This is a genomic window from Streptomyces sp. MUSC 14 (assembly GCF_001866675.1).
Taxonomy (GTDB): domain Bacteria; phylum Actinomycetota; class Actinomycetes; order Streptomycetales; family Streptomycetaceae; genus Streptomyces.
The window spans coordinates 42017-63159 of record NZ_MLYN01000055.1 but is presented as its reverse complement, the minus strand read 5'-3'; the positions used below and the strand labels follow the sequence as shown (position 1 = coordinate 63159).

The 21143-nt window shown below is 72.4% G+C and carries 24 protein-coding genes and 1 pseudogene; 11 read left to right on the top strand and 14 right to left on the bottom strand.

Going from position 1 to position 21143, the window contains the following annotated elements; translation table 11 throughout:
• Nucleotides 1-53: 53 nt before the first annotated feature.
• The gene (locus BIV25_RS32580) at nt 54-725 is read right to left on the bottom strand and encodes a response regulator transcription factor (RefSeq protein ID WP_071376083.1); all 672 of its coding nucleotides are present in this window, start codon (nt 723-725) and stop codon (nt 54-56) included.
• Nucleotides 722-1963 (bottom strand): sensor histidine kinase, encoded by a 1242-nt coding sequence (locus BIV25_RS32575; RefSeq protein ID WP_071376082.1) that lies wholly within the window; start codon nt 1961-1963, stop codon nt 722-724. The genes BIV25_RS32580 and BIV25_RS32575 overlap by 4 nt, the downstream gene beginning before the upstream one ends.
• Nucleotides 1964-2100: 137 nt before the next feature.
• Between BIV25_RS32575 and BIV25_RS32570 the strand changes: the two genes are divergently transcribed.
• Nucleotides 2101-3675, top strand: coding sequence for a nitrilase-related carbon-nitrogen hydrolase (locus tag BIV25_RS32570; RefSeq protein WP_256256419.1), 1575 nt, complete (start codon nt 2101-2103; stop codon nt 3673-3675).
• Between the two features lie 4 nt (nt 3676-3679).
• On the opposite strand, the gene BIV25_RS32565 is transcribed toward BIV25_RS32570, so the two are convergent.
• Nucleotides 3680-4483, bottom strand: coding sequence for a serine hydrolase (locus BIV25_RS32565; protein WP_071376081.1), 804 nt, complete (start codon nt 4481-4483; stop codon nt 3680-3682).
• 213 nt (nt 4484-4696) lie between these two features.
• Here BIV25_RS32565 and BIV25_RS32560 point away from each other — a divergent pair, with 213 nt between their 5' ends.
• Nucleotides 4697-5734, top strand: coding sequence for a permease (locus BIV25_RS32560; RefSeq protein WP_177235498.1), 1038 nt, complete (start codon nt 4697-4699; stop codon nt 5732-5734).
• A complete protein-coding gene (locus tag BIV25_RS32555; RefSeq protein ID WP_071376080.1) occupies nt 5731-6513 on the top strand; it encodes a TIGR03943 family protein in 783 nt (260 codons plus the stop codon). Before BIV25_RS32560 ends, BIV25_RS32555 begins: the two co-directional genes overlap by 4 nt.
• On the opposite strand, the gene BIV25_RS32550 is transcribed toward BIV25_RS32555, so the two are convergent.
• Nucleotides 6500-6997, bottom strand: a complete 498-nt coding sequence (locus tag BIV25_RS32550; protein WP_071376079.1) for a pyridoxamine 5'-phosphate oxidase family protein — start codon at nt 6995-6997, stop codon at nt 6500-6502. The two genes, BIV25_RS32555 and BIV25_RS32550, sit on opposite strands and share 14 nt — an antisense overlap.
• A gap of 286 nt (nt 6998-7283) precedes the next feature.
• Between BIV25_RS32550 and BIV25_RS32545 the strand changes: the two genes are divergently transcribed.
• The gene (locus tag BIV25_RS32545) at nt 7284-7886 is read left to right on the top strand and encodes a hypothetical protein (RefSeq protein ID WP_071376078.1); all 603 of its coding nucleotides are present in this window, start codon (nt 7284-7286) and stop codon (nt 7884-7886) included.
• A gap of 304 nt (nt 7887-8190) precedes the next feature.
• Nucleotides 8191-8931, top strand: a complete 741-nt coding sequence (locus BIV25_RS32540) for a family 16 glycosylhydrolase (protein WP_071376077.1) — start codon at nt 8191-8193, stop codon at nt 8929-8931.
• Between the two features lie 35 nt (nt 8932-8966).
• Here the strand turns inward: BIV25_RS32540 and BIV25_RS32535 are convergent, their stop codons facing one another.
• The 3 genes from BIV25_RS32535 to BIV25_RS32525 all read right to left on the bottom strand — a co-directional run bounded on the left by BIV25_RS32535 (nt 8967) and on the right by BIV25_RS32525 (nt 10760).
• Nucleotides 8967-9899 carry a M56 family metallopeptidase gene (locus tag BIV25_RS32535; protein ID WP_071376076.1) on the bottom strand — a complete coding sequence of 311 codons (933 nt, stop codon included), beginning with the start codon at nt 9897-9899 and terminating at the stop codon, nt 8967-8969.
• A gap of 40 nt (nt 9900-9939) precedes the next feature.
• The gene (locus BIV25_RS32530; protein WP_071376075.1) at nt 9940-10323 is read right to left on the bottom strand and encodes a BlaI/MecI/CopY family transcriptional regulator; all 384 of its coding nucleotides are present in this window, start codon (nt 10321-10323) and stop codon (nt 9940-9942) included.
• Nucleotides 10324-10493: 170 nt separating this feature from the next.
• Nucleotides 10494-10760, bottom strand: a complete 267-nt coding sequence (locus BIV25_RS32525) for a GlsB/YeaQ/YmgE family stress response membrane protein (protein ID WP_071376074.1) — start codon at nt 10758-10760, stop codon at nt 10494-10496.
• 201 nt (nt 10761-10961) lie between these two features.
• Between BIV25_RS32525 and BIV25_RS54110 the strand changes: the two genes are divergently transcribed.
• The 4 genes from BIV25_RS54110 (at nt 10962) to tatA (ending at nt 14950) form a co-directional block, all read left to right on the top strand.
• A complete protein-coding gene (locus tag BIV25_RS54110; RefSeq protein WP_071376073.1) occupies nt 10962-12116 on the top strand; it encodes a TerD family protein in 1155 nt (384 codons plus the stop codon).
• A 92-nt stretch (nt 12117-12208) separates the two neighbouring features.
• Nucleotides 12209-12601: a metalloregulator ArsR/SmtB family transcription factor gene (locus tag BIV25_RS32515; protein ID WP_071376072.1), complete on the top strand. Its 393-nt coding sequence runs from the start codon at nt 12209-12211 to the stop codon at nt 12599-12601.
• Between the two features lie 358 nt (nt 12602-12959).
• A complete protein-coding gene (locus BIV25_RS32510) occupies nt 12960-14666 on the top strand; it encodes an LCP family protein (protein ID WP_177235492.1) in 1707 nt (568 codons plus the stop codon).
• Between the two features lie 83 nt (nt 14667-14749).
• Nucleotides 14750-14950, top strand: coding sequence for a Sec-independent protein translocase subunit TatA (gene tatA, locus BIV25_RS32505; protein WP_071376071.1), 201 nt, complete (start codon nt 14750-14752; stop codon nt 14948-14950).
• 19 nt (nt 14951-14969) lie between these two features.
• Here the strand turns inward: tatA and BIV25_RS32500 are convergent, their stop codons facing one another.
• Nucleotides 14970-15203 (bottom strand): hypothetical protein, encoded by a 234-nt coding sequence (locus BIV25_RS32500; RefSeq protein WP_256256408.1) that lies wholly within the window; start codon nt 15201-15203, stop codon nt 14970-14972.
• A 60-nt stretch (nt 15204-15263) separates the two neighbouring features.
• Complete coding sequence (locus BIV25_RS32495) at nt 15264-15431, bottom strand: twin-arginine translocase TatA/TatE family subunit (protein WP_071376069.1); 168 nt, start codon at nt 15429-15431, stop codon at nt 15264-15266.
• A gap of 215 nt (nt 15432-15646) precedes the next feature.
• Here BIV25_RS32495 and BIV25_RS32490 point away from each other — a divergent pair, with 215 nt between their 5' ends.
• On the top strand, nt 15647-16012 hold the full coding sequence (locus tag BIV25_RS32490; RefSeq protein WP_071376068.1) for a hypothetical protein: 366 nt from the start codon (nt 15647-15649) through the stop codon (nt 16010-16012).
• A gap of 26 nt (nt 16013-16038) precedes the next feature.
• On the opposite strand, the gene BIV25_RS32485 is transcribed toward BIV25_RS32490, so the two are convergent.
• The 4 genes from BIV25_RS32485 to BIV25_RS32470 form a co-directional block, all read right to left on the bottom strand.
• Nucleotides 16039-16644 carry a GNAT family N-acetyltransferase gene (locus BIV25_RS32485; protein WP_071376067.1) on the bottom strand — a complete coding sequence of 202 codons (606 nt, stop codon included), beginning with the start codon at nt 16642-16644 and terminating at the stop codon, nt 16039-16041.
• Nucleotides 16645-16689: 45 nt separating this feature from the next.
• Nucleotides 16690-17559 (bottom strand): class II glutamine amidotransferase, encoded by an 870-nt coding sequence (locus BIV25_RS32480; RefSeq protein ID WP_071376166.1) that lies wholly within the window; start codon nt 17557-17559, stop codon nt 16690-16692.
• Nucleotides 17560-17723: 164 nt separating this feature from the next.
• Entirely contained in the window at nt 17724-18638 is a 915-nt protein-coding gene (locus BIV25_RS32475; RefSeq protein ID WP_071376066.1) for a TIGR01777 family oxidoreductase, read from the bottom strand.
• Nucleotides 18639-18748: 110 nt separating this feature from the next.
• The gene (locus tag BIV25_RS32470) at nt 18749-19696 is read right to left on the bottom strand and encodes a TIGR01777 family oxidoreductase (RefSeq protein ID WP_071376065.1); all 948 of its coding nucleotides are present in this window, start codon (nt 19694-19696) and stop codon (nt 18749-18751) included.
• 158 nt (nt 19697-19854) lie between these two features.
• On the opposite strand from BIV25_RS32470, the pseudogene BIV25_RS32465 reads away from it, so the two are divergent.
• Nucleotides 19855-20409 (top strand): annotated as a pseudogene (locus BIV25_RS32465) (XRE family transcriptional regulator).
• 250 nt (nt 20410-20659) lie between these two features.
• On the opposite strand, the gene BIV25_RS32460 reads toward BIV25_RS32465, so the two are convergent.
• Nucleotides 20660-21010 (bottom strand): hypothetical protein, encoded by a 351-nt coding sequence (locus BIV25_RS32460; protein ID WP_071376064.1) that lies wholly within the window; start codon nt 21008-21010, stop codon nt 20660-20662.
• Nucleotides 21011-21143: the final 133 nt, after the last annotated feature.

Here is a 21143-nt window from a genome sequence, read left to right as displayed (position 1 = left end):
GGATCACCGGCCGGGGGGGGGCGGCCACGCGGGCAGGCTCGGCGTGGCGGCGGTCAGGCGAGACCGGACCGGTGGGCGTACAGGGCCGCCTGGACCCGGTTCTCCAGGCCCAGCCGGGTCAGGATGCGGTTGACCCGGCTCTTCACCGTCGCCTCGCTCAGGCCCAGCTCCGCCGCGATCCGGGCGTTGGACAGCCCGCGCGCGACCAGCACGAGAACCTGGACCTCACGCTCGGTCAGCGTCACGTCCGCCGGCCCGGCCGCGGGCGCCCTCGGCAGGAGCGCGGGCGGCAGCGCCGTGACGGTGTCGATCAGGCGCCGGGCGACGGTGGGTGCGAGGACCGGCTCGCCCGAGGCCGCCGCGCGCAGCGCCTCGGCGAGCTGCTCGGGCCGGCTGTTCTTCAGCAGAAAGCCGACGGCCCCGGCACGCAGGGCCGCGTGCACGTACTCGTCCAGGTCGAACGTGGTCAGCACCAGCACGCGGGGCACCGGCCCCGGACCCGGCCACTGACGCACGATCCGCCCGGTCGCTTCGACGCCGGTCGTGCCCGGCATCCGTACGTCCATCAGCACCACGTCCGGGCACAGGGCCACGGCCTGGGCGACGGCCTGTTCACCGTCGCCCGCCTCCCCGACGACCGACAGCCCCTCGCGCCGGTCGATGACGAGCCGCAGCGCGGTCCGCACGATCTCCTGGTCGTCCACGACGAGCACCCGCACGGTCATCGGCGCTCCCGCGAGGCGACGGGCTGCGGCGCCCGGGGCGCCCGCGCGGACAGGACGGCGCGCAGCCGCCAGCCGCCGTCGGGGCGCGGGCCGGCGTCCAGCTCGCCGTCGAAGGCCGCCACGCGCTCCCGCATCCCGACGAGCCCCCGCCCGGCGCCGGGCACCGGCCGGTGGTCCGGGCCCGGCGGCCCGTTCTCGACCTCGACCGTGAGCCGCGTGGCGTCACCGCACACGGCGATCCGTACGGCGACCGGGCCGGCGTGCTTGACCGCGTTGGTCAGCGCCTCCTGGACGATCCGGTAGGCCGAGACCTGCATCCCGGCGGGCGCCGCCGAGCTCACCTCGACGTGGCAGGCGACACGGCAGCCCGCCGAGGTCGCGACGCCGACGAGCCGGTCGAGACCGTCCAGGGACGGTTCGGGCGTGAGATCGTGTGCGCCGTCGCCGAAGGAGAGCAGCCCGAGCAGCCGCCGCATCTCGGTGAGCGCCGTGTCGGCGGTGCACGCGATGACCCCGACGCCGCGCGCGGCCTCCTCCTGCTGGAGCGGACCGGAGGTGAGCACGTCCTCGGCGGCCCGCGCCTGCAGGGCGATCGCGCTGACGTGATGGGCGACGACATCGTGGAGGTCGCGGGCGATGCGGGCGCGCTCGGTGAGCACGGCCTGCCGGGCGTTGAGCTCCTGTTCGGCCGTGAGCCGTCGGTTCAGCTCGCGCAGCCGGGCCGCGTCCGTGTCGATCCGGCGTCGGCCGTATCCCAGCAGCCACGCCAGCGCGAAGAAGAACACGAACGTCGTGGCGCTGATCGGCTCCAGCGAGCCGAGCCGCGGCGGCTCCCAGTGCCCGGACAGGGCGTCCGTGACCGTCGCCGAGAGGAGGCTGAGCAGCGCGAGCGGCCCGCTCACCGACGCGCGTGCGTACCGGGCGACGGCATAGACGCCGAGCATCAGCAGGAAGGGCCCCGGCACCTTCGACGGGACGGCGCCGAGCGCCTGGAACAGGACGTACAGCCCGGTCATCGCCGCGAGCACGGCACGCGGCGCCGTCCGCCGCCACAGCAGCGGCACGGTCTGCGCGCCCCACAGCACCACACCCCAGCCGGGCGGCTCGGGCGATCTGTGCAGCACCGTGGCCATGTCGAACAGCGTCAGCCCCCCGACCCACACGGCGTCCGTCAGCCGCGGTCGGGCGGCGAGCCGGCGTTGCACGGCTCGGGGCAGGGCGTTCACCTGGGCACTCATCTCGGTCCGTCAGGCTAGACGACACGGGGGCGGCCCGGATCCTCCGCCGGGCGCACATCGAAAGATGCGTCGGTACGCCCCAGGATCGCCACCGGGCCCGATCCGCGGCCGGACCGTCCCGCCCTACCGTCCCGGCCATGACGAACGACCTGACGAACGACCTGACCAACGACATGACAGGCACAGCCGTACAGAACCTGCCCCCCTCGGCGACCGCACGGCCGGCCCGTTCCCGCCGGCGCATCTGGCCCTTGCTCCCGCTCGGCACCCTCGCGATGCTCTTCGCGGTCGGCGGCCGGTGGGACATCGCGGTCGCGGCCTGGGTCTTCCCCGTCCTGCTGCTGCGCTTCACCCGCCTGAGCCGCGTCTGGCCGGGAGCGCTGTGGATCTGGGCGGCGCACTGCGCGGCCGCCGTCTTCTGGGTCCAGGAGTCGGCGATCGGCTTCAACGCCGTGGTGTCCGCCGGCGCGCTGGCCCTGGCCGCCCTCCAGACCCTGCCGTTCCTCGCCGACCGGCTGCTGACACCCCGGCTGCGCCCGGTGCCGGCGAGTCTGGTCTTCCCGGCCGGTGTCGCCGCCGTCGAGTTCCTGATCACCGTGGTGTCCCCGTTCGGCACGGCGTACGGCTCGCTCGCCGTCACCCAGCACGCGGACCTGCCGCTCCTCCAGGTCGTCGCGGTCACCGGTCCCTGGGGCGTCGGATTCCTCGTCGGCCATGCCGCGAGCACCGTCAACCGCCTCTGGGAGGGCGCGTCCTGGCGCAGCGCCCGGGCCTGTACGGCCGTGCTGCTGAGCGTCCTGCTCGCAGGCGGCGCCCGGCTCGCCTTCTTCCCGCCCCAGAGCACGACCGTACGCATCGCGGGCGTCACCGCCGACCGCACGGTCACCGACGCACTCGACGCCACGCTCGCCCGGTTCGCCGACCGCCCCGGAGGCGTCGCCGCCGCGCCCGCGACCGCAGTGCGGCCCGCGATGACGGCGGTCGAGGACGACCTGCTCGCGGCCACCCGCCGCGAGGCCGCCGCCGGCGCGAAGATCGTGATCTGGCCCGAGGAAGCCGTCCGGACCCGGGAGGCCGACGAGGCCGCCGCCATCGCCGCCGCGCGACGGCAGGCCCGCAGCTCGGGTGTCTACCTGGAGATCGGCGTCCGCGTCTACAGCACCACCGCGCCCGCCTTCGGCCGCGACGAGGCGATCCTCGTCGACCCCCGCGGCACGGTGCTCGGTACCTACCAGAAGGCCCACCCCATCCCCGGCTCGGAAAAGTACACGCCCGGCGACGGCCACGTCCCCGTCGTCCGCACGCCCTACGGCCGCATCGCGAGCGTCATCTGCTACGACGCCGACTTCCCCGCCCTGATGCGGGTCCGGGCCGACATGATGCTCGTCCCCTCGCACGACTGGAGGCAGTACGGCCGCGCGCACACCGACAAGGCCGCGGTGAGCGCCGTCGAGGGCGGCCACGCCCTGATCCGCCAGGACGCCGAGGGGGTCTCGGCCGCCTACGACGCCGAGGGACACGTCCTCGCCGCCTCCGACTACTTCGCGACCGACCGGCGAGACCGGCAGACGATGGTCGCCTACGTCCCGGTGCGCGGCGTGACGACGGTCTACGACCGCATCGGGGACACCTTCGCATGGCTCTGCCTGACCACGCTGGCGGCGCTCACGGTCACCGCCGCCGTCCGGCCCCGCCGCCCGGCGGACCGCTGAGCCGCTAGGCGATCGCCGCGCGGGCCGTGCGCTCCACCAGGGAGACGCCCTCGGCCATGGAGGCGCTGCCGTTCGACAGGACCACGACGAGGTACCGGTGTCCGTTCACGGTGACCTGCCCGATGCTGTTGACGTCCCACAGGCCGGACGTGACGCGCTGGAGCCAGCCGTTCTTCAGCGCCTGCCGGGAGCCGGCGGCCGAGACGCCCCAGCTCTGCTCGGGCACCACCTGGCTCATCAGGGTGCTGATGTACGCCCGGGACCCGGTGCTCAGCGCGGAGGCGCCGGTCTTCGCCGCCGTGCCGTCCGCATCGCCGTCGAACACGGCGCGCAGCAGCCGTATCTGGTCGCCGGCGGTGGTCCGGGTCAGCCCCCACCTGCCGCCGGGGTCACTGGTCGTCGAGGTCAGCCCCAGCCGCTTGTTGGCCGCCGCCAGCCCGTCGGCCTGCCCGATCTGCCGCCACAGGGCGTCGGCCGCCGCGTTGTCGCTCTGTTTGATCATCGGCTCGGCGTGCGCGCGCTCCTGCGCGGTGAGTTCGCGGCCCGCGTCCTGTGCCTGGAGCAGCACGGCCGCGAGGATGTCGACCTTGACGATGCTGGCGGTGTCGTACGCGGTGTCCTCGCCGTGCACGACGGGCGAGCGGCCGGTGCCGTCCAGGTCGAGCACGGCGGCGGTGGCGTGGGCCGGAGTGCCGGCGGGCGCGGAGGCGGCGGACGCCGTGGCCGGATGCAGCGCACCGGTGGTCAGGAGGGTCGCGGCCGCGGCCAGCAACAGGCCGGTCCGGGCGCGGGTGGTGAGGGACGGCATGGCCCGGAACGTATCCGGTACGGGCACCGGACGACATGACAGCCGTCACCTTTGCCCCGTTTTGCTAGAGATTGTGAAATGAGCCACCGGAATGCCGCGGAACCCCCAAGGGGCGGAATGCGGCGTACGGACCGGCCACTCGGCGGCGTGTACGCGCGGCCGGGCGGTGCCCCTCGCCTATCGTCGGCCGGACAACCGACATCCGGAGTGATGATGGAGAAAACGGATGAAATGGTTGGTGTGGCCGAGGGTGTGGCGGTGGTCCCCGTCGAACCGCCCGTGCGCCGCATCCGGCCGTGGCCGCACGGCGCCGTCCTCGCGATCGCGGCCGCAGCCGCAGCCGTCCTCCTCCTCGCCGGCACCCGGTGGCTGAACCAGCCCGCCGCTCAGGCCTGGCGCACCGTCTGCCTCGCCATCACCGTCCAGGCGCTCCCCTTCCTGCTCCTCGGCACCGCGCTGTCCGGCGCCATCAACGCCTTCGTGCCGGCCGAGCTGTTCACCAGGGTCCTGCCCAGGCGAGCCGCCCTCGCCGTGCCGGTCGCCGGGGTCGCGGGCGCGGTGCTCCCGGGTTGCGAGTGTGCCTCCGTGCCCGTCGCCAACAGCCTGATCCGGCGCGGTGTCACCCCGGCCGCCGCCTTCGCCTTCCTGCTCTCCGCGCCGGCCATCAACCCCGTGGTGCTGACCGCCACCGCCGTCGCCTTCCCGGGCAACCCCGCGATGGTCGCCGCCCGGCTGCTCGCCTCCCTCGCCACCGCCGCCGTGATGGGCTGGCTGTGGCTCTGGCTGGGCAAGGAACGGTGGCTGCGCCCCGTGCTGCGCCACGGGCACACCGGCCACCGGCACGGCAGCAGCCGCTGGAACGAGTTCCGGCTCGGCTTCCAGCACGACTTCCTGCACGCCGGGGGCTTCCTGGTGCTCGGCGCCATGGCCGCCGCCACCTTCAACGTCGCGGTGCCGCGCTCCGTCCTCGACACCTTCTCCGGCTCGCCCTGGCTGTCGGTGTTCTTCCTGGCCGGGCTCGCCGTCCTCCTCGCGGTCTGCTCGGAGGCCGACGCGTTCGTCGCCGCCTCGCTCGCCGGGTTCTCGCCGACCGCCCGGCTGGCGTTCATGGTGGTCGGCCCGATGGTCGACCTCAAGCTCATCGCCCTCCAGGCGGGCACCTTCGGGCGCGCCTTCGCCTGGCGGTTCTCCACGGCCACCACCGTGGTGGCGGTGGCCGCGAGCGTCCTGATCGGGGGTGCGCTGTTGTGAGACGCCCCGTACAGACCCTGCTGCTGACCCTGACCGGCATCGGCCTGCTCCATGCCACCCTGTTCACCGACATCTACCTGCGCTACGTCAAGTCCGGGCTGCGCCCCCTGCTGATCGTCTCCGGGGCGGTCCTGCTGCTGCTCGGCCTGGCCTCGGCGGCCCTCGGGGACGGACGGGAGCGGACGTACGACGACGACGGCCGGGAACCCACCCCCGACCACGGCTCCGGCCACGGTCATGGACATGGACATGGCCACGATCACTCCGGCGCCCCGCGCGTCGCCTGGCTGCTCTTCCTGCCGGCACTGAGCCTGCTCTTCTACGCCCCGCCCGCCCTCGGTGCGTACACCGCGGCCCGCTCGAACGCCAAGCCGGTCAGCGTGCAGAAGAAAGGATTCGCTCCGCTGCCCGCGACCTCACCTCTGCCGCTCACCCTCACGGACTTCACCCGGCGCGTCCAGCAGGACCGCAGCCTGGCCATCAGGAACCGCGCCGTCCGGCTCACCGGGTTCGTCACCCCGGCCGAGGACGGCGACGGCTGGTATCTGACCCGCATCATCTTCACCTGCTGCGCCGCCGACTCCCAGACCGTCAAGGTCCGCGCGTACGGCACCGAGGCACCCTCCGCCGACACCTGGCTCGCGGTGACCGGCACCTGGCATCCCCACGGCGCCCTCGGCACGGGGACCGCCGAGGCGGCACTCGACGTCACGGACGCCCGCCCCGTCGCCCAGCCGGTCAACGCCTTCACCGACGACCTGCCGCTCACCCCGTCGTAGCCCGGCGCGCGGCGGCGATGACGGGCGTACGGCCGGTGCCCGGCCGGTCGGTGAGCAGGACGCCCGTGACCAGGTCGGGGCGGATACGCACGGCGTGGTCCCCGCCCTCCCGGCCCTCCCGCGCCGCCCAGGGCTCAAGCCGGGCTCGGATACGGGCCACCTCCCCGGGGTCGGTGACGAGGCGGGCGCGCCCGGTCACCACCACGCTCCAGCCGAGCCGGGTGTCCGGGTCGATCGCGTCGGCCTCGTAGGCGACGACGACGCCCTGGGCCTCGTCCTGCCGGGCGTGCGTGGTGAGCGCGACGCCCTCGTGGGTGCGGATGACGATGTCGCCGCCGTCGAGGACGTGGCTGACCGGGCGGACCGCCGGCAGGGCCTGGCGGGTGAAGACGATCCTGCCCAGGGGCACACTGCCCAGCAGCCGCAGCGCCTCGACCCGGTCGAGGCCGACGCACAGACGGGCGGGGAGGTCGTTACTGGTCATGGCCGGCTTCTTCGTGGATGGGTGGTCTTTCCCCTCGGGGACCGCGGCGCCCCCGGCGCGTCGCCATGCCATGCGCGGAGCGGCACCGCGGGGGTCGGTACCGCTCCTGATCCCACCGTGGCCCCTCGCCCCCGGCTTCGGGCAGTGCCCTTATGACCCTTTCCGGGGCCGGACGTCCCGGCGGCACCGGTCTTTTGCGCTCTCGCCCCGCCGCGATCCGCAATGAGGTGCACGATGGAGTCGTGGCACCCGCCGCTCGCCCGGCGGTGGAGAGGAGGCGGTGACGATGGCCCGGACACCTCCCACGACGGTCACACCGGTACGGCTGTGGCGGTGGCGGAGCAACCCGCTGCGGCGGCACAGTGACGTCATCGAGGCCTGGATCATCCTCGCCACCTGGGTGTTCGCCCTCCTCTGCGGGGCCGTCGCCGGCCTCGCGGCGGCGCACAACGCCGACGCGGCGTTCTCCGCCCGGCGGGCCCACGTGCACGCGGTGCACGCCGTGATCACCGATGACGCGGCACGGACCACCGCCTCCGGTACCGGCTACGACGACGGACGGGTCTGGGCCACCGTGCGCTGGACGGACGCGCACGGCGCGGTGCACACCGACCGCGCGAAGGTCGACCCCGGCGCCCCCGCCGGCTCCCGGATCACGGTCTGGACGAACAGTGCGAACCGGGTCGCCTCCCCACCGGTGACCGGCGCCGCGGCCGACCTCCAGTCGGCTCTCACCGGCGCCCTCGTCGCCCCGACGGTCGGCGCGGCGGTCTGGGTCGTGGGGTGGGGCGTTCGCACCCGGCTCATCCGGCGCCGCATGGCCGAGTGGGACGAGGAGTGGAAGCAGATAGGGCCGCGGTGGGGCAACTTCAGCGGCGGCCGGGGCTGACGGTACGCCCCGTACGCCCGTCGGTGCGGCCTCGCCGGTGTTCCGGCAGCCAGGCACGACAGGGCGGGAAGGGCCACCCGCTTCTCGTGGGTCCGGATTGCGCGGTGCACGGTTCCCGACCGCTTCTCCGCGTCTGTCTCGGTCCTTCCCGCCACTACCAGCACACCACGGAAACCGCTCGCCCACCAGGGGTGCCCTGCTCCGTCCGACGGCCCGACCCGACCCGTGTCACCCACACGGGTCGTTCCACCGTCTCCCGGTCGCCCCGGCGCATGACCGGAGCGGGGCCGGTGAGACCTCTGGCATGGAGAATCCGGCTCCGGGAGACCCGTTCCCGGCCCAGCGCACCCCGTACGGCCCCGACACCGTGTTCACGGCCGACTTCACCTCCGAACGCCAGTGGGTGGCGGGCCGCACCTGGGCGTATCCGGGCGGGGGCCCGGGGAACCCGGGCGACGACAAACTGGACCACCTGGTCTCCGACCCCGCTTACTCCCGCTCCGGCCTCTTCAAGGCCACCCGGCGCCCGGACGGCGACTGGGACACGGGCCTGCTGACGACCGAGGGCAGCGCGGAGGCCTTCATGCTCCGCGCGGGAGACGTCCTGGAAGCCCGGGTACGGCTGCCCCGCGCGGTCGGCGCCTGGCCGGCGATCTGGACCTGGCGCGACGGCGACCAGGAGATCGACGTGTTCGAGTACCACCCGGACCATCCCGACCTCCTGGAGTTCGGCAACCACGTCCGCGGCACCGGCCACCACGTCCGCGATCCCGGCGTCGGCCCCGGCGCCTGGGTCGACCTGCGTACCGAGTTCGGCGCCCGCTCCGTCGTCTGGTCGGTGAACGGCATCCGGGCCTGCGCCGACGGCCGGGGGGTGGGCCACGACTGGCGGGCGTACCTCATCGTCAACCTCTCGGTGTGCGCCGGGCGTTACCACCCCGCCCCCGCCCCGGACAGCACGGAGCTGGCCTTCGAGGTGAGCGGTCTCGTCGTGCACCGCCCGCAGCCGGCCGGCCCCGGGCCCGCCCCGATGATCATCGGCTGATCACCGGCCGAAGAACACCGGCAGTCGGTCCGTGCTCACAGGGGCGTCGCCGCGCGCAGCAGGAGCAGGAGCGTCACCGCCGAGTTGGCCGAGAACATCGCGGAGAGTGCGGCTCCGGCCGCCGCTGTCCACAGGGCGAGGCCCACCGCCGTGAAGAGGGACGGCCAGGCACGGCCGCTCGGTGCCGGAGCGAGCAGCGCGGCGACCCGGCGGGGGAGCGGGCCGGGGGCGGCCAGCGCGGCGAGGGCCGGTGCGGGGGCCGGGCGGGACACGAGCGCGGCGGTGCCGATCGCGCGGGCCACGGCCTTGCGGCTGCCGACCGCCCGAGCCGCCTCCTCGTCCGCCCAGCGCTCGGCCGTGTAGGCGACCGCCGTCCGCAGCGGGCGCAGGAACGGATTGGCGCAGGCGGCGAGTTGGACGAGCAGCAGATGCCGGTGGTGCCGGGCGAGCAGATGACTGCGCTCATGGGCGAACAGGGCGCGGCGTTCACGCGAGGAGAGACAGCCGAGCATCGCCGTGGACACCACGATCCGGTCGCGCGGGCCGCCGGGCAGCGCGTAGGCGTACGGCCGGGCGTCCGGCAGCACGGCGACCTGGGTGGGCGGCAGCCCCCGGAGCGCCGCGTGGGCCCGTCGCCGTACCCGGCGATGGCGCAGCAGGGCGCGGCCACAGCCGGTGACGACCGCGAGCAGCGCGGGGATCGCGGCCTTGCCCGCGACCTCGTGCCGGGGCACGCTCTCGCGCACCTCGGGGTCCGACCAGCCGTCGGGCAGGGGATTGCCGGGCAGCTGGGCCGTGCCGACCACCATCAGCAGCGCCAGGCACACCGTGCTGCACAGCACCATGACGGTGGACACCCAGGTCAGCAGCACGGTCGCGGTGCGCGGATGGAGGCGCTGCTCGGCCAGGCGCGCGATCGGCCAGGCCGTGAGGGGTAGCACCAGGGGGAGGAAGACGAAGATTCCCATCGTCGCTCGACTCTTGACTCTTGACTCTCGGCTTTCGTCCTCAGTCCTCGTCGGTGGCCTGGTCCAGCAGCTCGCGCAGCACCTGTTCGTCACCCTCGGGCAGCGCGGTGATGAAACTGGCCAGCACCGCACGCCGGTCCTGCTCGCCGTCGAGGACCTTGCGCATCTTCAGCGCGGCCAGCCCGGCCTCGTCCGCGGTGGGCAGCCACACGAACGACCGGCCCTCGCGCCGGCGCGTCACCGCGTGCTTGGCCAGCAGCCGGGCCAGGACCGTCATCACGGTCGTGTAGGCGAGGTCGGCGGCCAGCCGGTCCTGCACCCAGCCGGCGGTCACCGGGCCCCCGGCCTCGTGCAGTGCCGCGAGCACCTGTGTCTCCAGCGCGCCCTGCGCCCTGCGCGGCCGGCGCGGATCCGGGTGCGTCACCCGCTGTCTCCCTTCTGCCGGAGGTCTGCCGGAGGAACGTCACATCGTACCGAGCCGCCGGTCATGGCCGGTTTCCGCTCCTGATGGCAGTGTCCCTCGCGCCGCGCCCACCCGTTGCTTCTACAGTGTTGTAGATTCAGGCGGGCAGGCGGCGGTGTGCAACGGCCGGGTCAGTCGCGGGAGTTGCCGAACAGGAGGCGGTAGCCGATGAGCAGCACCAGAGAACCGCCGATCGCCGCACCCCAGGTGTAGAGGTCGAAGAAGTGCTTCTCCACCGGGCGGTGGAGGAAGCGGGCGGAGAGCCAGCCGCCGATGAACGAGCCGGCGATGCCGATGAGGGTGGTGCCGATGAAGCCGCCCGGGTCGCGGCCCGGCAGCAGCAGTTTGGCGATGGCTCCGGCGGCCAGGCCCAGGATGATCCAGCCGATGATGCCCACGGTGTTGCCTTCCGGTCGATTGCGTGTTCGGGCAAGCCTAGGGGCGGTTGACGTGGGCACACAGTCGTCGTAGGCCTCTGGTGATGTCCCGTCGAGGTTCTGCTACATGATTAAGACATTGCGCAACTGGGGAACCGGAAGACTCCCGGTTGCGTTGATCGTGATGGACGCGAGAAGCGTGAGCGGCTGCGGAGGGTGTGGATGAGTGTCTCCCTGACCAAGGGCGGCAATGTGTCGCTGGGCAAACAGGCGCCCGGTCTGACTGCTGTGACGGTCGGGCTGGGCTGGCAGGCGAACACGGAGTACGAGCTGGATGCCGGCGCGTTGCTCTGTGACGCCTCGGGCCGGGTGCTGTCCGACGAGCACTTCGTCTTCTTCAACAACCTGACCAGCCCCGACGGTTCGGTCCGCCACGGCGGCGGAGGCGGTCCGGCCGTCGGCGACGACCAGCGGATCCGGATCGATCTGACCCGGGTCCCGGCGCAGGCCGAGAAGATCGTCTTCCTCGTGTCCCTCTACGACGCCGCGAGCCGGGGCCAGGCCTTCGGGCAGGTGCTCCGCGCGCACATCCGCGTCCTGGACGAGGACGGCGGCGCCGAACTCGTCCGCTACGACCTCGCGTCCGGCAGCCTGTCGGCCGAGACCGCCCTGGTCTTCGGCGAGTTGTACCGGCACGGCGCGGACTGGAAGTTCCGCGCGGTCGGCCAGGGGTACGCCTCGGGCCTCGCCGGTATCGCGTCCGACTACGGCGTGACGGTGCTCCAGGAGACATCACCGGGCCCCGCGCCGACGCCGCGTCCCGCACCGGCGCCGAGCCCGGCACCGGTCGCCGTGCAACAGCCGGGTGCTGCCGCGCCCGTGCCGTCCGCCCCCTCCAAGCCCCCGGTCGCCGCTGCGTCGGCCCCGGCGTTCACCGCATCCCCGCAACCCATCGGGAGTTCCACCGTGACCTGCTTCTTCGACCCCAACCACGGCCCGGGTACGACGACCGTGACCTGGTCCCCGCAGTGGGGTGTGCCCCGCCCTGTCCAGACTTGCGGCGGCTGCGCACAGCGCGTGCAGACCACGGTCCCGCCGTTCTACACCCCGCCCCAGCAGGGCTACCCGCAGCCGGTGCCGCAGGGCTATCCGCAGCAGGGCTACCCGCAGGGGGGCTATCCCCAGCAGGGTTACCCGCAGCAGGGATACGCGGAGCCGTACGACCGCCATGACCACCAGCAGGGCGGCGGCCGCCGCTTCGGCACCGGTGCGCTGATCGGCGCCGGTGCGGCCGGCCTCATCGGCGGCGCGCTGCTCAACGAGGCGTTCGACGACGACGAACCGGACGTCGAGGTCAACAACTACTACGAGGACTGATCCCGAGGGCCGGGCCCCGTTCCGTTCTCCGGTGGCGCACGGCCGCCGGAGCCGGACGCCTACACTGGGTGGGCGCATGTGCATCGGCTGTGATGAGCCAGGGACGGGGACGGGAGAGGACAGTGACGGAGAACGCCGCCGGCTTCGAGGACCCGCCCGCAGAGGTGCTGGCCGAGGCCGCCGCGGCGTTCGGGCTGCTCGCCTCCTCGGCCCGGCTGCATCTGATGTGGGCCCTGTCCCAGGGCGAGAGCGACGTCACGCATCTCGCCGACCGCGTGGGCGGCGCGCTGCCCGCGGTCAGTCAGCACCTGGCGAAGCTGAAGCTCGCCGGCCTCGTCCGCTCCCGCCGTGAGGGCAGACGGCAGGTCTACTACATCGACGATCCCGACGTGGTCACTCTGGTCCGGGTGATGGTGGGTCAGCTCACCGCGCGCACCCAGCATGCCTCCGCCCCCGTTCACCACCTGCGCGGAATCGGCGGCTGAGGCGAGATGTCCGCGAAGTCCCTCTGTAAGAAGAAGGTTTGAGTGACGCGAGCGGGTAATTCGTCCGGTTTAAGGCCACTGTGGCCCGCATGGTGGATCACAGCTGACACCTTTCTTAACCCGGGGGCGTACACTCCGGCTCCCGTACCGGCGCAGGTCCGCACGGCGATTCCAAAAGGTGCCCCACCTGTGAATTGAGTGTGTATCCGCGCTGTTCGGACCACAGATTTGTTAGATTGCGCAACCACGCAAGCAAGGTGGAGCGGCAGTCTGCCGCCCGCCTCCACACCGCCGCGCAGGTCTGGCCGTACACCCCTCGGCCGGGACTGACGGGCCCGACCGTTCATGGGAGTGGGAGATGAGCGACCCGTGGGACGGCCCCGCCGGCCAGGCCACGCGGAGCCGTGACGCACGGGTTCCCGGACAGCGCGCAGCCGAGGCCGACGGGGGAGGTCAGCAGGGCGGCAGGGCCGCGGCCCGTGCGGCCGCCCGCTCACGCTCCGGCAAGCGCGGACACCGGGCCCGTCAGGCGGGGCGCGGCAAACGGGCGCTGAAGATCATCGGCATCGGCATGTCGACCCTCATCGTGGTCACGGCCGGTGCGGGCTGGTGGTTCTACGAGCACCTGAACGGCAACATCCACAGCCTCGCGCTCGACGGCAAGGGCGGCACGGAGAAGGCCGACGCGTTCGGCCGCACCCCGATCAACATCCTGGTCATGGGCTCCGACGGCCGCACCAGCGCGACCGACTGCAAGCTGGGCGGCGGCTGTTCGCAGACCGGCGTGCAGACCGGCAGCAACGCGGACGTGGAGATGGTGCTGCACATATCCGCAGACCGCTCCAACGCCACGGTGATGAGCATCCCCCGCGACACCATGACCAAGGTGCCGGCCTGTACGGACAGTGAGACCAAGCAGTCCACCAACGGCTACTACGGCCAGATCAACAGCGCGCTGCAGTACGGCCCCGCCTGTCAGGTGGCCACCGTCCACCAGCTCACCGGCATCCCGATCGACCACTTCGTGAAGCTCGACTTCTCCGGTGTGGTGAAGATGTCGGACGCCATCGGCGGCGTCTCCGTCTGCGTGAGCGACAACGTCTACGACACGTACTCGCACCTGAAGCTGGCCAAGGGCGACCACACCCTCAAGGGCGTCGCGGCGCTGGAGTTCGTGCGTTCCCGGCACGGTTTCGGTGACGGCAGCGACCTGGGCCGCACGACGACCCAGCACCTGTTCCTCAGCGCGATGATGCGCAACTTCAAGAGCGCGGGCACGCTCACCGATCCCACGGCCGTCTACGGCCTGGCCGACGCGGCCACCAAGGCGCTGACCGTGGACGACGGTCTGGGCACGGTGAAGAAGCTGATCTCGCTCGCGTCGGACGTGAACAAGGTGCCCACGAAGCGGATGACGTTCACGACCATGCAGACCGCCCCCGACCCCAACAACAAGGACCGCCTCGTCGTGGGGCCGGGTGCGCGGACCCTGTTCTCCACGATCGCCAACGACCAGTCCCTGACGACCGGTTCGGGCAAGAAGTCGTCGGCGGCCTCGGCGACGGCGAAGCCCACCGCCTCGGCGGTGCCGGCGGCGCAGATCGCGGTCACGGTGGAGAACGGCACCCCGGTCACCGGCCGCGCCTCGGACATCGCGACCGCCCTGACCGACCAGGGCTTCAGCTCCGCCACCACCACCGCCAACGCCCCCAGCCCCGCGGCGACGACCACGCTGACCTACGGCAGCGGTCAGAAAGGGGAGGCACAGACGGTCGCCAAGGCGCTCGGCCTGTCCTCCTCGAATCTGAGGCAGGGCACCGGCACGGGCCTGACCCTGGTGATCGGATCGGACTGGCCCAGCGGCACCGCATTCCCCGGCGGCAGCTCCTCGCCCGCACCCGCGGACACCCACGCCGCCGTCTCCAACGCCCACGCCTCCACCGCCGACCAGTCCAAGACCTGTGCCCAGGTCAGCCAGTACAGGACGGTCAGCCTCAATGGCGTCTCGATGACACCGGCACAGGCGTACGCGGCGGCACGGAACGTTCCCGACTCCGACTCCTGAGCGGTGTCGGGGGGACTTGCGCACGGTCGTATAGTTGCGCAAAACGGCAATCTGGAAAAAGTATCTGGAGAGGGGCGGGCGTCATGCTGCGCAACGGACTGGAACCCTGGCACCTGCTGATCGTTGCGATCATCATCATCCTGCTGTTCGGCTCGAAGAAGCTGCCGGAGGCCGCGCGTGGGCTGGGCAAGTCCATGCGCATCCTCAAGAGCGAGGCCAAGGCCATGAAGGACGACGGCGCGACTCAGTCGACCCCCGTCTCCGAGACCCGACCGGTCGACTGAGCCGCGCCCGCCTCGCCGGTCAGGGGCTGGCGATGTCGAAGCCGTACCGCAGGGGCTCGTCGGCCACGCCGTAGTCGCGGCGGTACAGGTACACGGCTTCCGCCCGTACGCCGTCGGGGGACGCGGCCTCCAGCTTGCAGGGGAGCGTCACCTGGATCACGCGCGGCCGGTCGGAGACCTTCATCCGCAGCCCGTCCGCCGGCCCGCCTTCGAGCACGGCGGTCTCCCAACACGTCACTTCGGTAGTGTCCACGGCGCACAGTTTAGAGGTTGCGCAAGTCTTGATCTGGTGAGTCGGGTCACTCCGGTCAGGTCACCGAGGGGTGCGGGGCTCCGCTGCGTCGTCCCTCAGCGCCCTGGCCTCGCTCTTGAAGATCCGCGTCGCCTTGCCCGCCGACCGGGTCAGCTCCGGCAGCTTGCGTATCCCGACGATCACGGCCACGACCACCAGGATCACGGTCAGCTCGCTCAAGCCGAACATCAGGACTGCCTTTACGTTCGATCTACAGGTCTGTAGAAGTATCGCGTGCTGGTGATCATCCGGCAACCCCGCCGCCCGCCCGCCCCCGAGCCGCATGGTGTGACCTGGGCGAACGCGTCTATTCTTGGCGCGATGCCCCGGCGCCCGGATGCCGGGAGCCGGGGGCGGCACGCGCTCTGACGCACGTCAGAGCGCACCGGGGGAAAGGGTGACCGATGGGCTGGGTCTGGTGGGTACTGATCCTCTTCTGGACGGGCGGCTTCGCGTGGCTCGCCGACACGGCGCGCACCGCGCTGCGCAACCGGCACGAACGGAAACTGGAGCTGTTGGACGCGGCCAAGCAGGAGCGGCTCGCCGTCGAGGCGGCGCACAAGGCGCCGGAGCCCGTCTGCGGGTGCACCCATCACCTGGCCAAGCACGACAAGCAGGGCCGTTGCCATGAGCGCGTCGAGGTTCCGACCGCGTGGGACGAGAACAAGAAGCCGTTGCGCTTCGAGGCCGGCGTGTGCAACTGCCAGCAGTACGTCGGCCCGCAACCTCTGTCCCAGGTGTATGCCGAGGACCTGACGGACCGGGCCTGAGGGTATGTCCCCGGGGGTGGGCCGGGTCAGAGCCCCGGTGCCGGTCGGTCCACCCGGCGGGACATGAAGAGGGCCACCTCGCCGGCCGACTCCGTGCCGTCGTAGAGCGAGGTGTCGAGCCCGCAGAAGGTGAAGCCCATGCGCAGGTAGGCGCCGATGGCCGGCGCGTTGACGTTGCTGACCTCCAGCCACATGTGTGCCGCCCCGCACTCCCGGGCGAAGCCGAGGGCGAGCCGCATCAGGTCGCGTCCGATCCCCTTGCCCCGCCAGGCCGGTGCCACCTCGATGTCACGGATGGTCAGACGCGCGTTCCAGGGTGCGAACGAGGCCGTGACGAAGCCGCACACCTCGGCACCGGCGACGGCGACCGTCGTGCGGGTCGAACCCGTGTGGCCGTCCTCGGCGGCGGGCTCGTCGGTGTCGTCGTCCGGGAAGGTCTTGTGCAGGGGAGGGGCCACGGGGATCCGCCGGAGCCCGAACCCGGCTTCCCTGACGGTGACTTCGTACACCCAGTCCGTGGTGAAGGAGCTGTCGAAGCCCGTCAGGGCATCGCGGTCCCCGGGCCGGGCCGGCCGGTAGGCGACGGTTCCGGCCGTACCGGGAACCGTCGTGCCGTCTCCAGTCGTATGCATGGCCCGACCGTACGGGAGAGCGTGCGACGCCGGTGTGTGCCTGTGCTACGCGGGACGCTGTGAGGCGGCCGCGGTGGGCCGCAGGTCGGCCAGGGCGAGGGGGTGGGCCGGTGCGTCGGGCAGCGCGATCCGGCTCGTGGTGTGCAGGTCGGGGCCGACGTGCAGCAGTTCACCGGGATCCATCAGGCGCCACAGCGGGCTCTCGTCCATCGGCTCGCTGGCCGCGACGACGGAGGGGAGCGCGGCCAGCCGGGCCGAGCGCACCCGCAGGTGGCCGTTCCGGCCCGCGTGGTCCAGGTGTCGCGCGCCATGGTGACCGCCGGCCGGGCGGCGCAGCACGTACAGCTCGTGCGTGGCGGGATAGCGCAGGGCCCACAACTCGTCGGCGGTGGTGAGGACGACGTTGAGGGCGAACAGGGGAAGGTGCTCGGCGACCCAGCGCGCCGCGGCGGCGAGGCCCGCGGACACATCGCCGCCATGCGCCGCGGTCTCCCGGGTGACCAGGGCGAAGAAGCGCTCGGAGTCGGTGTCGCCGCGCACCAGGGACCGGTCCTCGCCCAGGTGGCGGTCGAGTTCGTCGAGTCCCTCGATCACCCCGTTGTGCGCGAACAGCCGCCCGTCCTGCTCGAAGGGGTGGGTGTTGTGCAGGTCCAGGCCGCCGGTGGAGGCGTAGCGGATGTGCGCGAGGAAGGTGGCCGACTCGATCTCCCGGGCCTCCCGGGCGAAGGCGCGGTCCTCATAGGCGGCGATCGGGGCCTTGTGCACCTCCGGCGTCCCGTCGGCTTCGAAGTAGCCCAGTCCGGTGCCGTCGGGCTCGCGGTGGCTCTGCGCGCTGAGGCTGTCGGGGGCGTCCAGCAGCCAGAACGTGGCATGTGTGCGGTGGGGGGAGCTGATCAGTCCGAACAGTCGGCACACGACGTCCTCCTTGTCGCCCTTGCCACCGGTCCTCCGCCGGGACCCGGCGCCGTACGGCGGGACGACCATGGTCCCGCGCGCCGGGCGTTCCCGCACGCGGCACCGGTGAGGACATACCCGGCCGCGGACGGTGACCAGCGTCGGGGTTCGGCCGATCCCGGGCCTCAACCGGCCGTGCGCAGCACCGAGTCGAGCGCCTCGCCGACCGTCGGGTGGGTGAAGGAGAAGCCCGCCTTCTCCAGGGCGCCGGGGACGACGCGGGCGCTGCAGGTGATGCTGCCGGCGAACTCGCCCAGCGTCGCGCGCAGGGCGACGGCGGGGACCGGCGCGAACGCCGGGCGGCGCAGGGCGCGGCTCAGGGCCCGGGTCACCTCCCGGTTCGTGGGCGGCTCGGGGGCCGTGAGGTTGACGGGGCCGGACAGCTCTTCGGTGTCGAGGGCGAAGCGGAGCGCCGCGATGTGGTCGGTCAGCGAGATGACCGGCCAGTACTGGTCGCCGGAGCCGAGCCGGCCGCCGAGGCCGAGCCGGAAGAGCGGGAGGAGCCGGCCGAACGCGCCGCCCTCGGCGGCGACCACCAGCCCGGTGCGCGGGTGCACCACGCGGACACCGGCCTGCCGCGCGAGGTCGGCGGCCGTCTCCCACTCGACGCAGACGGCGGCCAGGAAGCCGTTCCCGGCCGGTCCGCTCTCGTCGGTGACACGCTCGCCGGTGTCGCCGTAGTAGCCGGTCGCGGACGCGGACACCAGGACGCGCGGCGGGGCGGCCGCCGCGGCCACGGCGCGCGCGAGGGCCGCGGTGCCCCGGACCCGGCTGTCGAGGATCTCCCGCTTGTAGCCCGGGGTCCAGCGCCTGTCGCCGACGCCCGCGCCGGCCAGGTGCACGACGGCGTCGGCTCCGTCCAGGGCGCCGGGCTGGACGTGTTCCGCGACCGGGTCCCAGTGGGCGGACTCGCTGCCGTCCCGGGGGGTGGAGGCGGACCGGTCGCGGACGAGACGGACGACCTGGTGGCCGTCCGCGAGCAGTGAGCGGGTGAGAGCGGAGCCGATGAGTCCGGTGGACCCGGTGATCGCGACGCGCATGGCGTCCTCCCGAGCAGGCGTGGGTGGTTCGCGTGATTCAAATTTGAATCATGGGGGACGATACACGGGGTGCTTGTAAGTTCAAGTAAAGACGGCTGTGGCGCGCGGGCTCACCTGGGTCGTCCCGGCACCCGCTGGACGAGGTCCATGGCGGCCGAGTCCCAGGTGGGATGCGTGAAGGTGAAACCGGCCTCGCACAGCCGCCCCGGAGTCACGCGGCGGCTCTTGAGGAGCAGCTCGGTGTCCGAGCGGAACGCGAACGCGCCCAGCTCCGCCATCCAGCGCGTCGCGGGCAGCCCGAAGGGGACGCCCCAGGCGGCGCGCAGGGTGCGCATGAACTCCCGGTGGGGGAGCGGTCCGGGGGAGGCGAGGTTCACCGGGCCGTCGATGTCCTCCCGGTCGACCAGGAACTCCACCGCGCGGACGAAGTCCTCGTCGTGGATCCACGAGACGTACTGCGCACCGCCCGCGACCGGTCCGCCCAGCCCCAGCCGGGCCAGGCCCAGCAGGACGTCGAAGACCCCGCCGTGGTCCGGGCTCATCACCATCGCCGCACGCAGCGCCACCTTCCGGGTCGCCGGTGTCGGTGCCTCGCGCTGTGCCCGCTCCCAGTTCTCGGCGATCCGCACGCTGTAGGCCCAGTACTCCGGCACGCCCGGTTCGGAGCCGCCGGTCACCCCGGTCGCCTCGTCGTGCGCCGCCTCGAACCGGTGGGCGTAGATCGTCGCCGTGCTCATCTGCAACCACACCCGCGGTGGTCGCGCGGCTGCCGCGATCGCCTCGCCCACCACCCGCGCGGAGTCCACCCGGGAGTCCATCATGGCCCGCAGGTTCGCGGGGGTGTAGCGGCACGAGACGCTGCGCCCGGCCAGGTTGACGACGACGTCGCAGCCGTCGATCGCCTCGGCCCACGGGCCGAGCGTGACCCCGTCCCAGCCGATCTGGCGCGCCCGCCGCGGACGTCTCGTCAGTACGGTGACCTCATGGCCGGCCGCCGTCAGCGCACGGTCGAGAATCGTGCCCACCTGTCCGGTACCCCCGGGCAGAACCACCTTCATCGCGCCCCCTCCGCTCGTGTGGGGCACAGCGTAACCGTCTAATTGAACGCGTTCAAAACAGGGGTGGACGCGCATGCCCCGCAGTGTCCGCGCCGTCGCATAGGCTGACCTGCGAGACGACCGACGCCAGGTCGCTTCGAGGTGGAGAGGAGAAGCCCGTGGACACGGTCGGGGAGAGCCTGGACCGGGCGCTGGAAGGGGCGTTCACCCGCCCCGTCCCCAAGTCCGCGCAGGCTCAGATGAAGCACCTGGTCAAACAGCTCAAGGGCACACGGCCGGCGGCCGAGCTGCTGGGCGTCTCGCAGCGCACCGTCGAGCGGTACGTCGTCGGCACGCTCCGGCATCCCCGCAAGGAGCTCGCCGCGCGACTGGAGCGCGAGGTCAGGCAGCGCTGGCAGCCGCAGGTGCGGGCGCGGGCCAGGGACCGGGCCGCCACGGCGGAGGGCGTCGTCGTCTCGGCGCGCGCCCGGTTCGGGTTCACCGCGGCGCCGGGCACCACGGACGACGCCCGGCTCCGCCACATCACCCAGGCCCTGCCGCCCCGTTGGGCCGAGCGCCTGTTCGCCGCCCGCGACCGGGGCGCCACCGAGGCCCAGTTGCAGGTCATCGCGGCCCAGGGTCTGGGCGAGATGTAGTTCCGCGACGCCGGACGCCGCGCCCAGGGCCTGCTGGTGGAGTTCACCGACGTCGAGGGCATCGACATCTCCCTGTGAACCAGGGTGCGCTCGGCCGCGCGTCGGTGAGGGCCCTGAGCCGAAGCGCGACAGCTGTCACCGAGGCGGGCGTGTTGTCACCGGGTTTTGTTCCGGCGGCGGCAGGCTCGCCTCGCATGCAAACCCGGAGTACAAGCGAAAGGCGCGCACCCGGCGGGCCCTGATCCGTCAAATACGCGCCTATGTGACGCCCTGTCAATTCGGTATCGGCTTCTCAGCAGGGTGGCCGCGGGTGCTGAGAACGTTCAACTCAGTTGCCGGTGAAATGAATCAAATTCAGCGTCTCCCCCTGAGTGGCTGTGCACCAGTTTCGGCTGAAGGGGTACGTGGTTCCCGAAGTGCCCCGCACCCAGCCCGTGTAACTGTTCGAGCACACCCTGGTGGAGCCCTGGATGTTCATCCAGCCTTCGTTGGCGGGCCCGCCGTCCCAGACATAGCAGTAGGTATGGTCAGTGGGGCTGCCGTAATGGACCGTGACGACGGACGACAGGTTGCACGTGGAGTTCACGACCGTGGCGCTGGCCGGGGTCGCAGCGAGGACGCCGACGGTGGTGAGGCCGGCCGCGATGGCTCCGGCTGCCAGCTTTCGGGTGAGATTCATGTAGTTTCCCCTGAGGATGCGTGCTTGGTGAGTTGTCTCCCATGCGAGCAGTGCAAGATCGAGGCTAAGAGCTGCTGTCCTAGGTCCGTCCTGGATCCGTCCTTGCGCACTCCGTTCACATGAGCACGTGTGA

Coding starts and splice junctions, on each gene's coding strand:
- BIV25_RS32490 (WP_071376068.1), top strand. CDS start 15,647: ATGGGCTGGGTCTGGTGGGTACTGATCCTCTTCTGGACGGGCGGCTTC.
- BIV25_RS32460 (WP_071376064.1), bottom strand. CDS start 21,010: ATGAATCTCACCCGAAAGCTGGCAGCCGGAGCCATCGCGGCCGGCCTC.
- tatA (WP_071376071.1), top strand. CDS start 14,750: ATGCTGCGCAACGGACTGGAACCCTGGCACCTGCTGATCGTTGCGATC.
- BIV25_RS32565 (WP_071376081.1), bottom strand. CDS start 4,483: ATGCCGTCCCTCACCACCCGCGCCCGGACCGGCCTGTTGCTGGCCGCG.
- BIV25_RS32550 (WP_071376079.1), bottom strand. CDS start 6,997: ATGACCAGTAACGACCTCCCCGCCCGTCTGTGCGTCGGCCTCGACCGG.
- BIV25_RS32515 (WP_071376072.1), top strand. CDS start 12,209: ATGAGCCAGGGACGGGGACGGGAGAGGACAGTGACGGAGAACGCCGCC.
- BIV25_RS32570 (WP_256256419.1), top strand. CDS start 2,101: ATGACGAACGACCTGACGAACGACCTGACCAACGACATGACAGGCACA.
- BIV25_RS32510 (WP_177235492.1), top strand. CDS start 12,960: ATGAGCGACCCGTGGGACGGCCCCGCCGGCCAGGCCACGCGGAGCCGT.
- BIV25_RS32475 (WP_071376066.1), bottom strand. CDS start 18,638: ATGCGCGTCGCGATCACCGGGTCCACCGGACTCATCGGCTCCGCTCTC.
- BIV25_RS32470 (WP_071376065.1), bottom strand. CDS start 19,696: ATGAAGGTGGTTCTGCCCGGGGGTACCGGACAGGTGGGCACGATTCTC.
- BIV25_RS32560 (WP_177235498.1), top strand. CDS start 4,697: ATGGAGAAAACGGATGAAATGGTTGGTGTGGCCGAGGGTGTGGCGGTG.
- BIV25_RS32540 (WP_071376077.1), top strand. CDS start 8,191: ATGGAGAATCCGGCTCCGGGAGACCCGTTCCCGGCCCAGCGCACCCCG.
- BIV25_RS32495 (WP_071376069.1), bottom strand. CDS start 15,431: ATGTTCGGCTTGAGCGAGCTGACCGTGATCCTGGTGGTCGTGGCCGTG.
- BIV25_RS32485 (WP_071376067.1), bottom strand. CDS start 16,644: ATGCATACGACTGGAGACGGCACGACGGTTCCCGGTACGGCCGGAACC.
- BIV25_RS32535 (WP_071376076.1), bottom strand. CDS start 9,899: ATGGGAATCTTCGTCTTCCTCCCCCTGGTGCTACCCCTCACGGCCTGG.
- BIV25_RS32545 (WP_071376078.1), top strand. CDS start 7,284: ATGGCCCGGACACCTCCCACGACGGTCACACCGGTACGGCTGTGGCGG.
- BIV25_RS54110 (WP_071376073.1), top strand. CDS start 10,962: ATGAGTGTCTCCCTGACCAAGGGCGGCAATGTGTCGCTGGGCAAACAG.
- BIV25_RS32575 (WP_071376082.1), bottom strand. CDS start 1,963: ATGAGTGCCCAGGTGAACGCCCTGCCCCGAGCCGTGCAACGCCGGCTC.
- BIV25_RS32580 (WP_071376083.1), bottom strand. CDS start 725: ATGACCGTGCGGGTGCTCGTCGTGGACGACCAGGAGATCGTGCGGACC.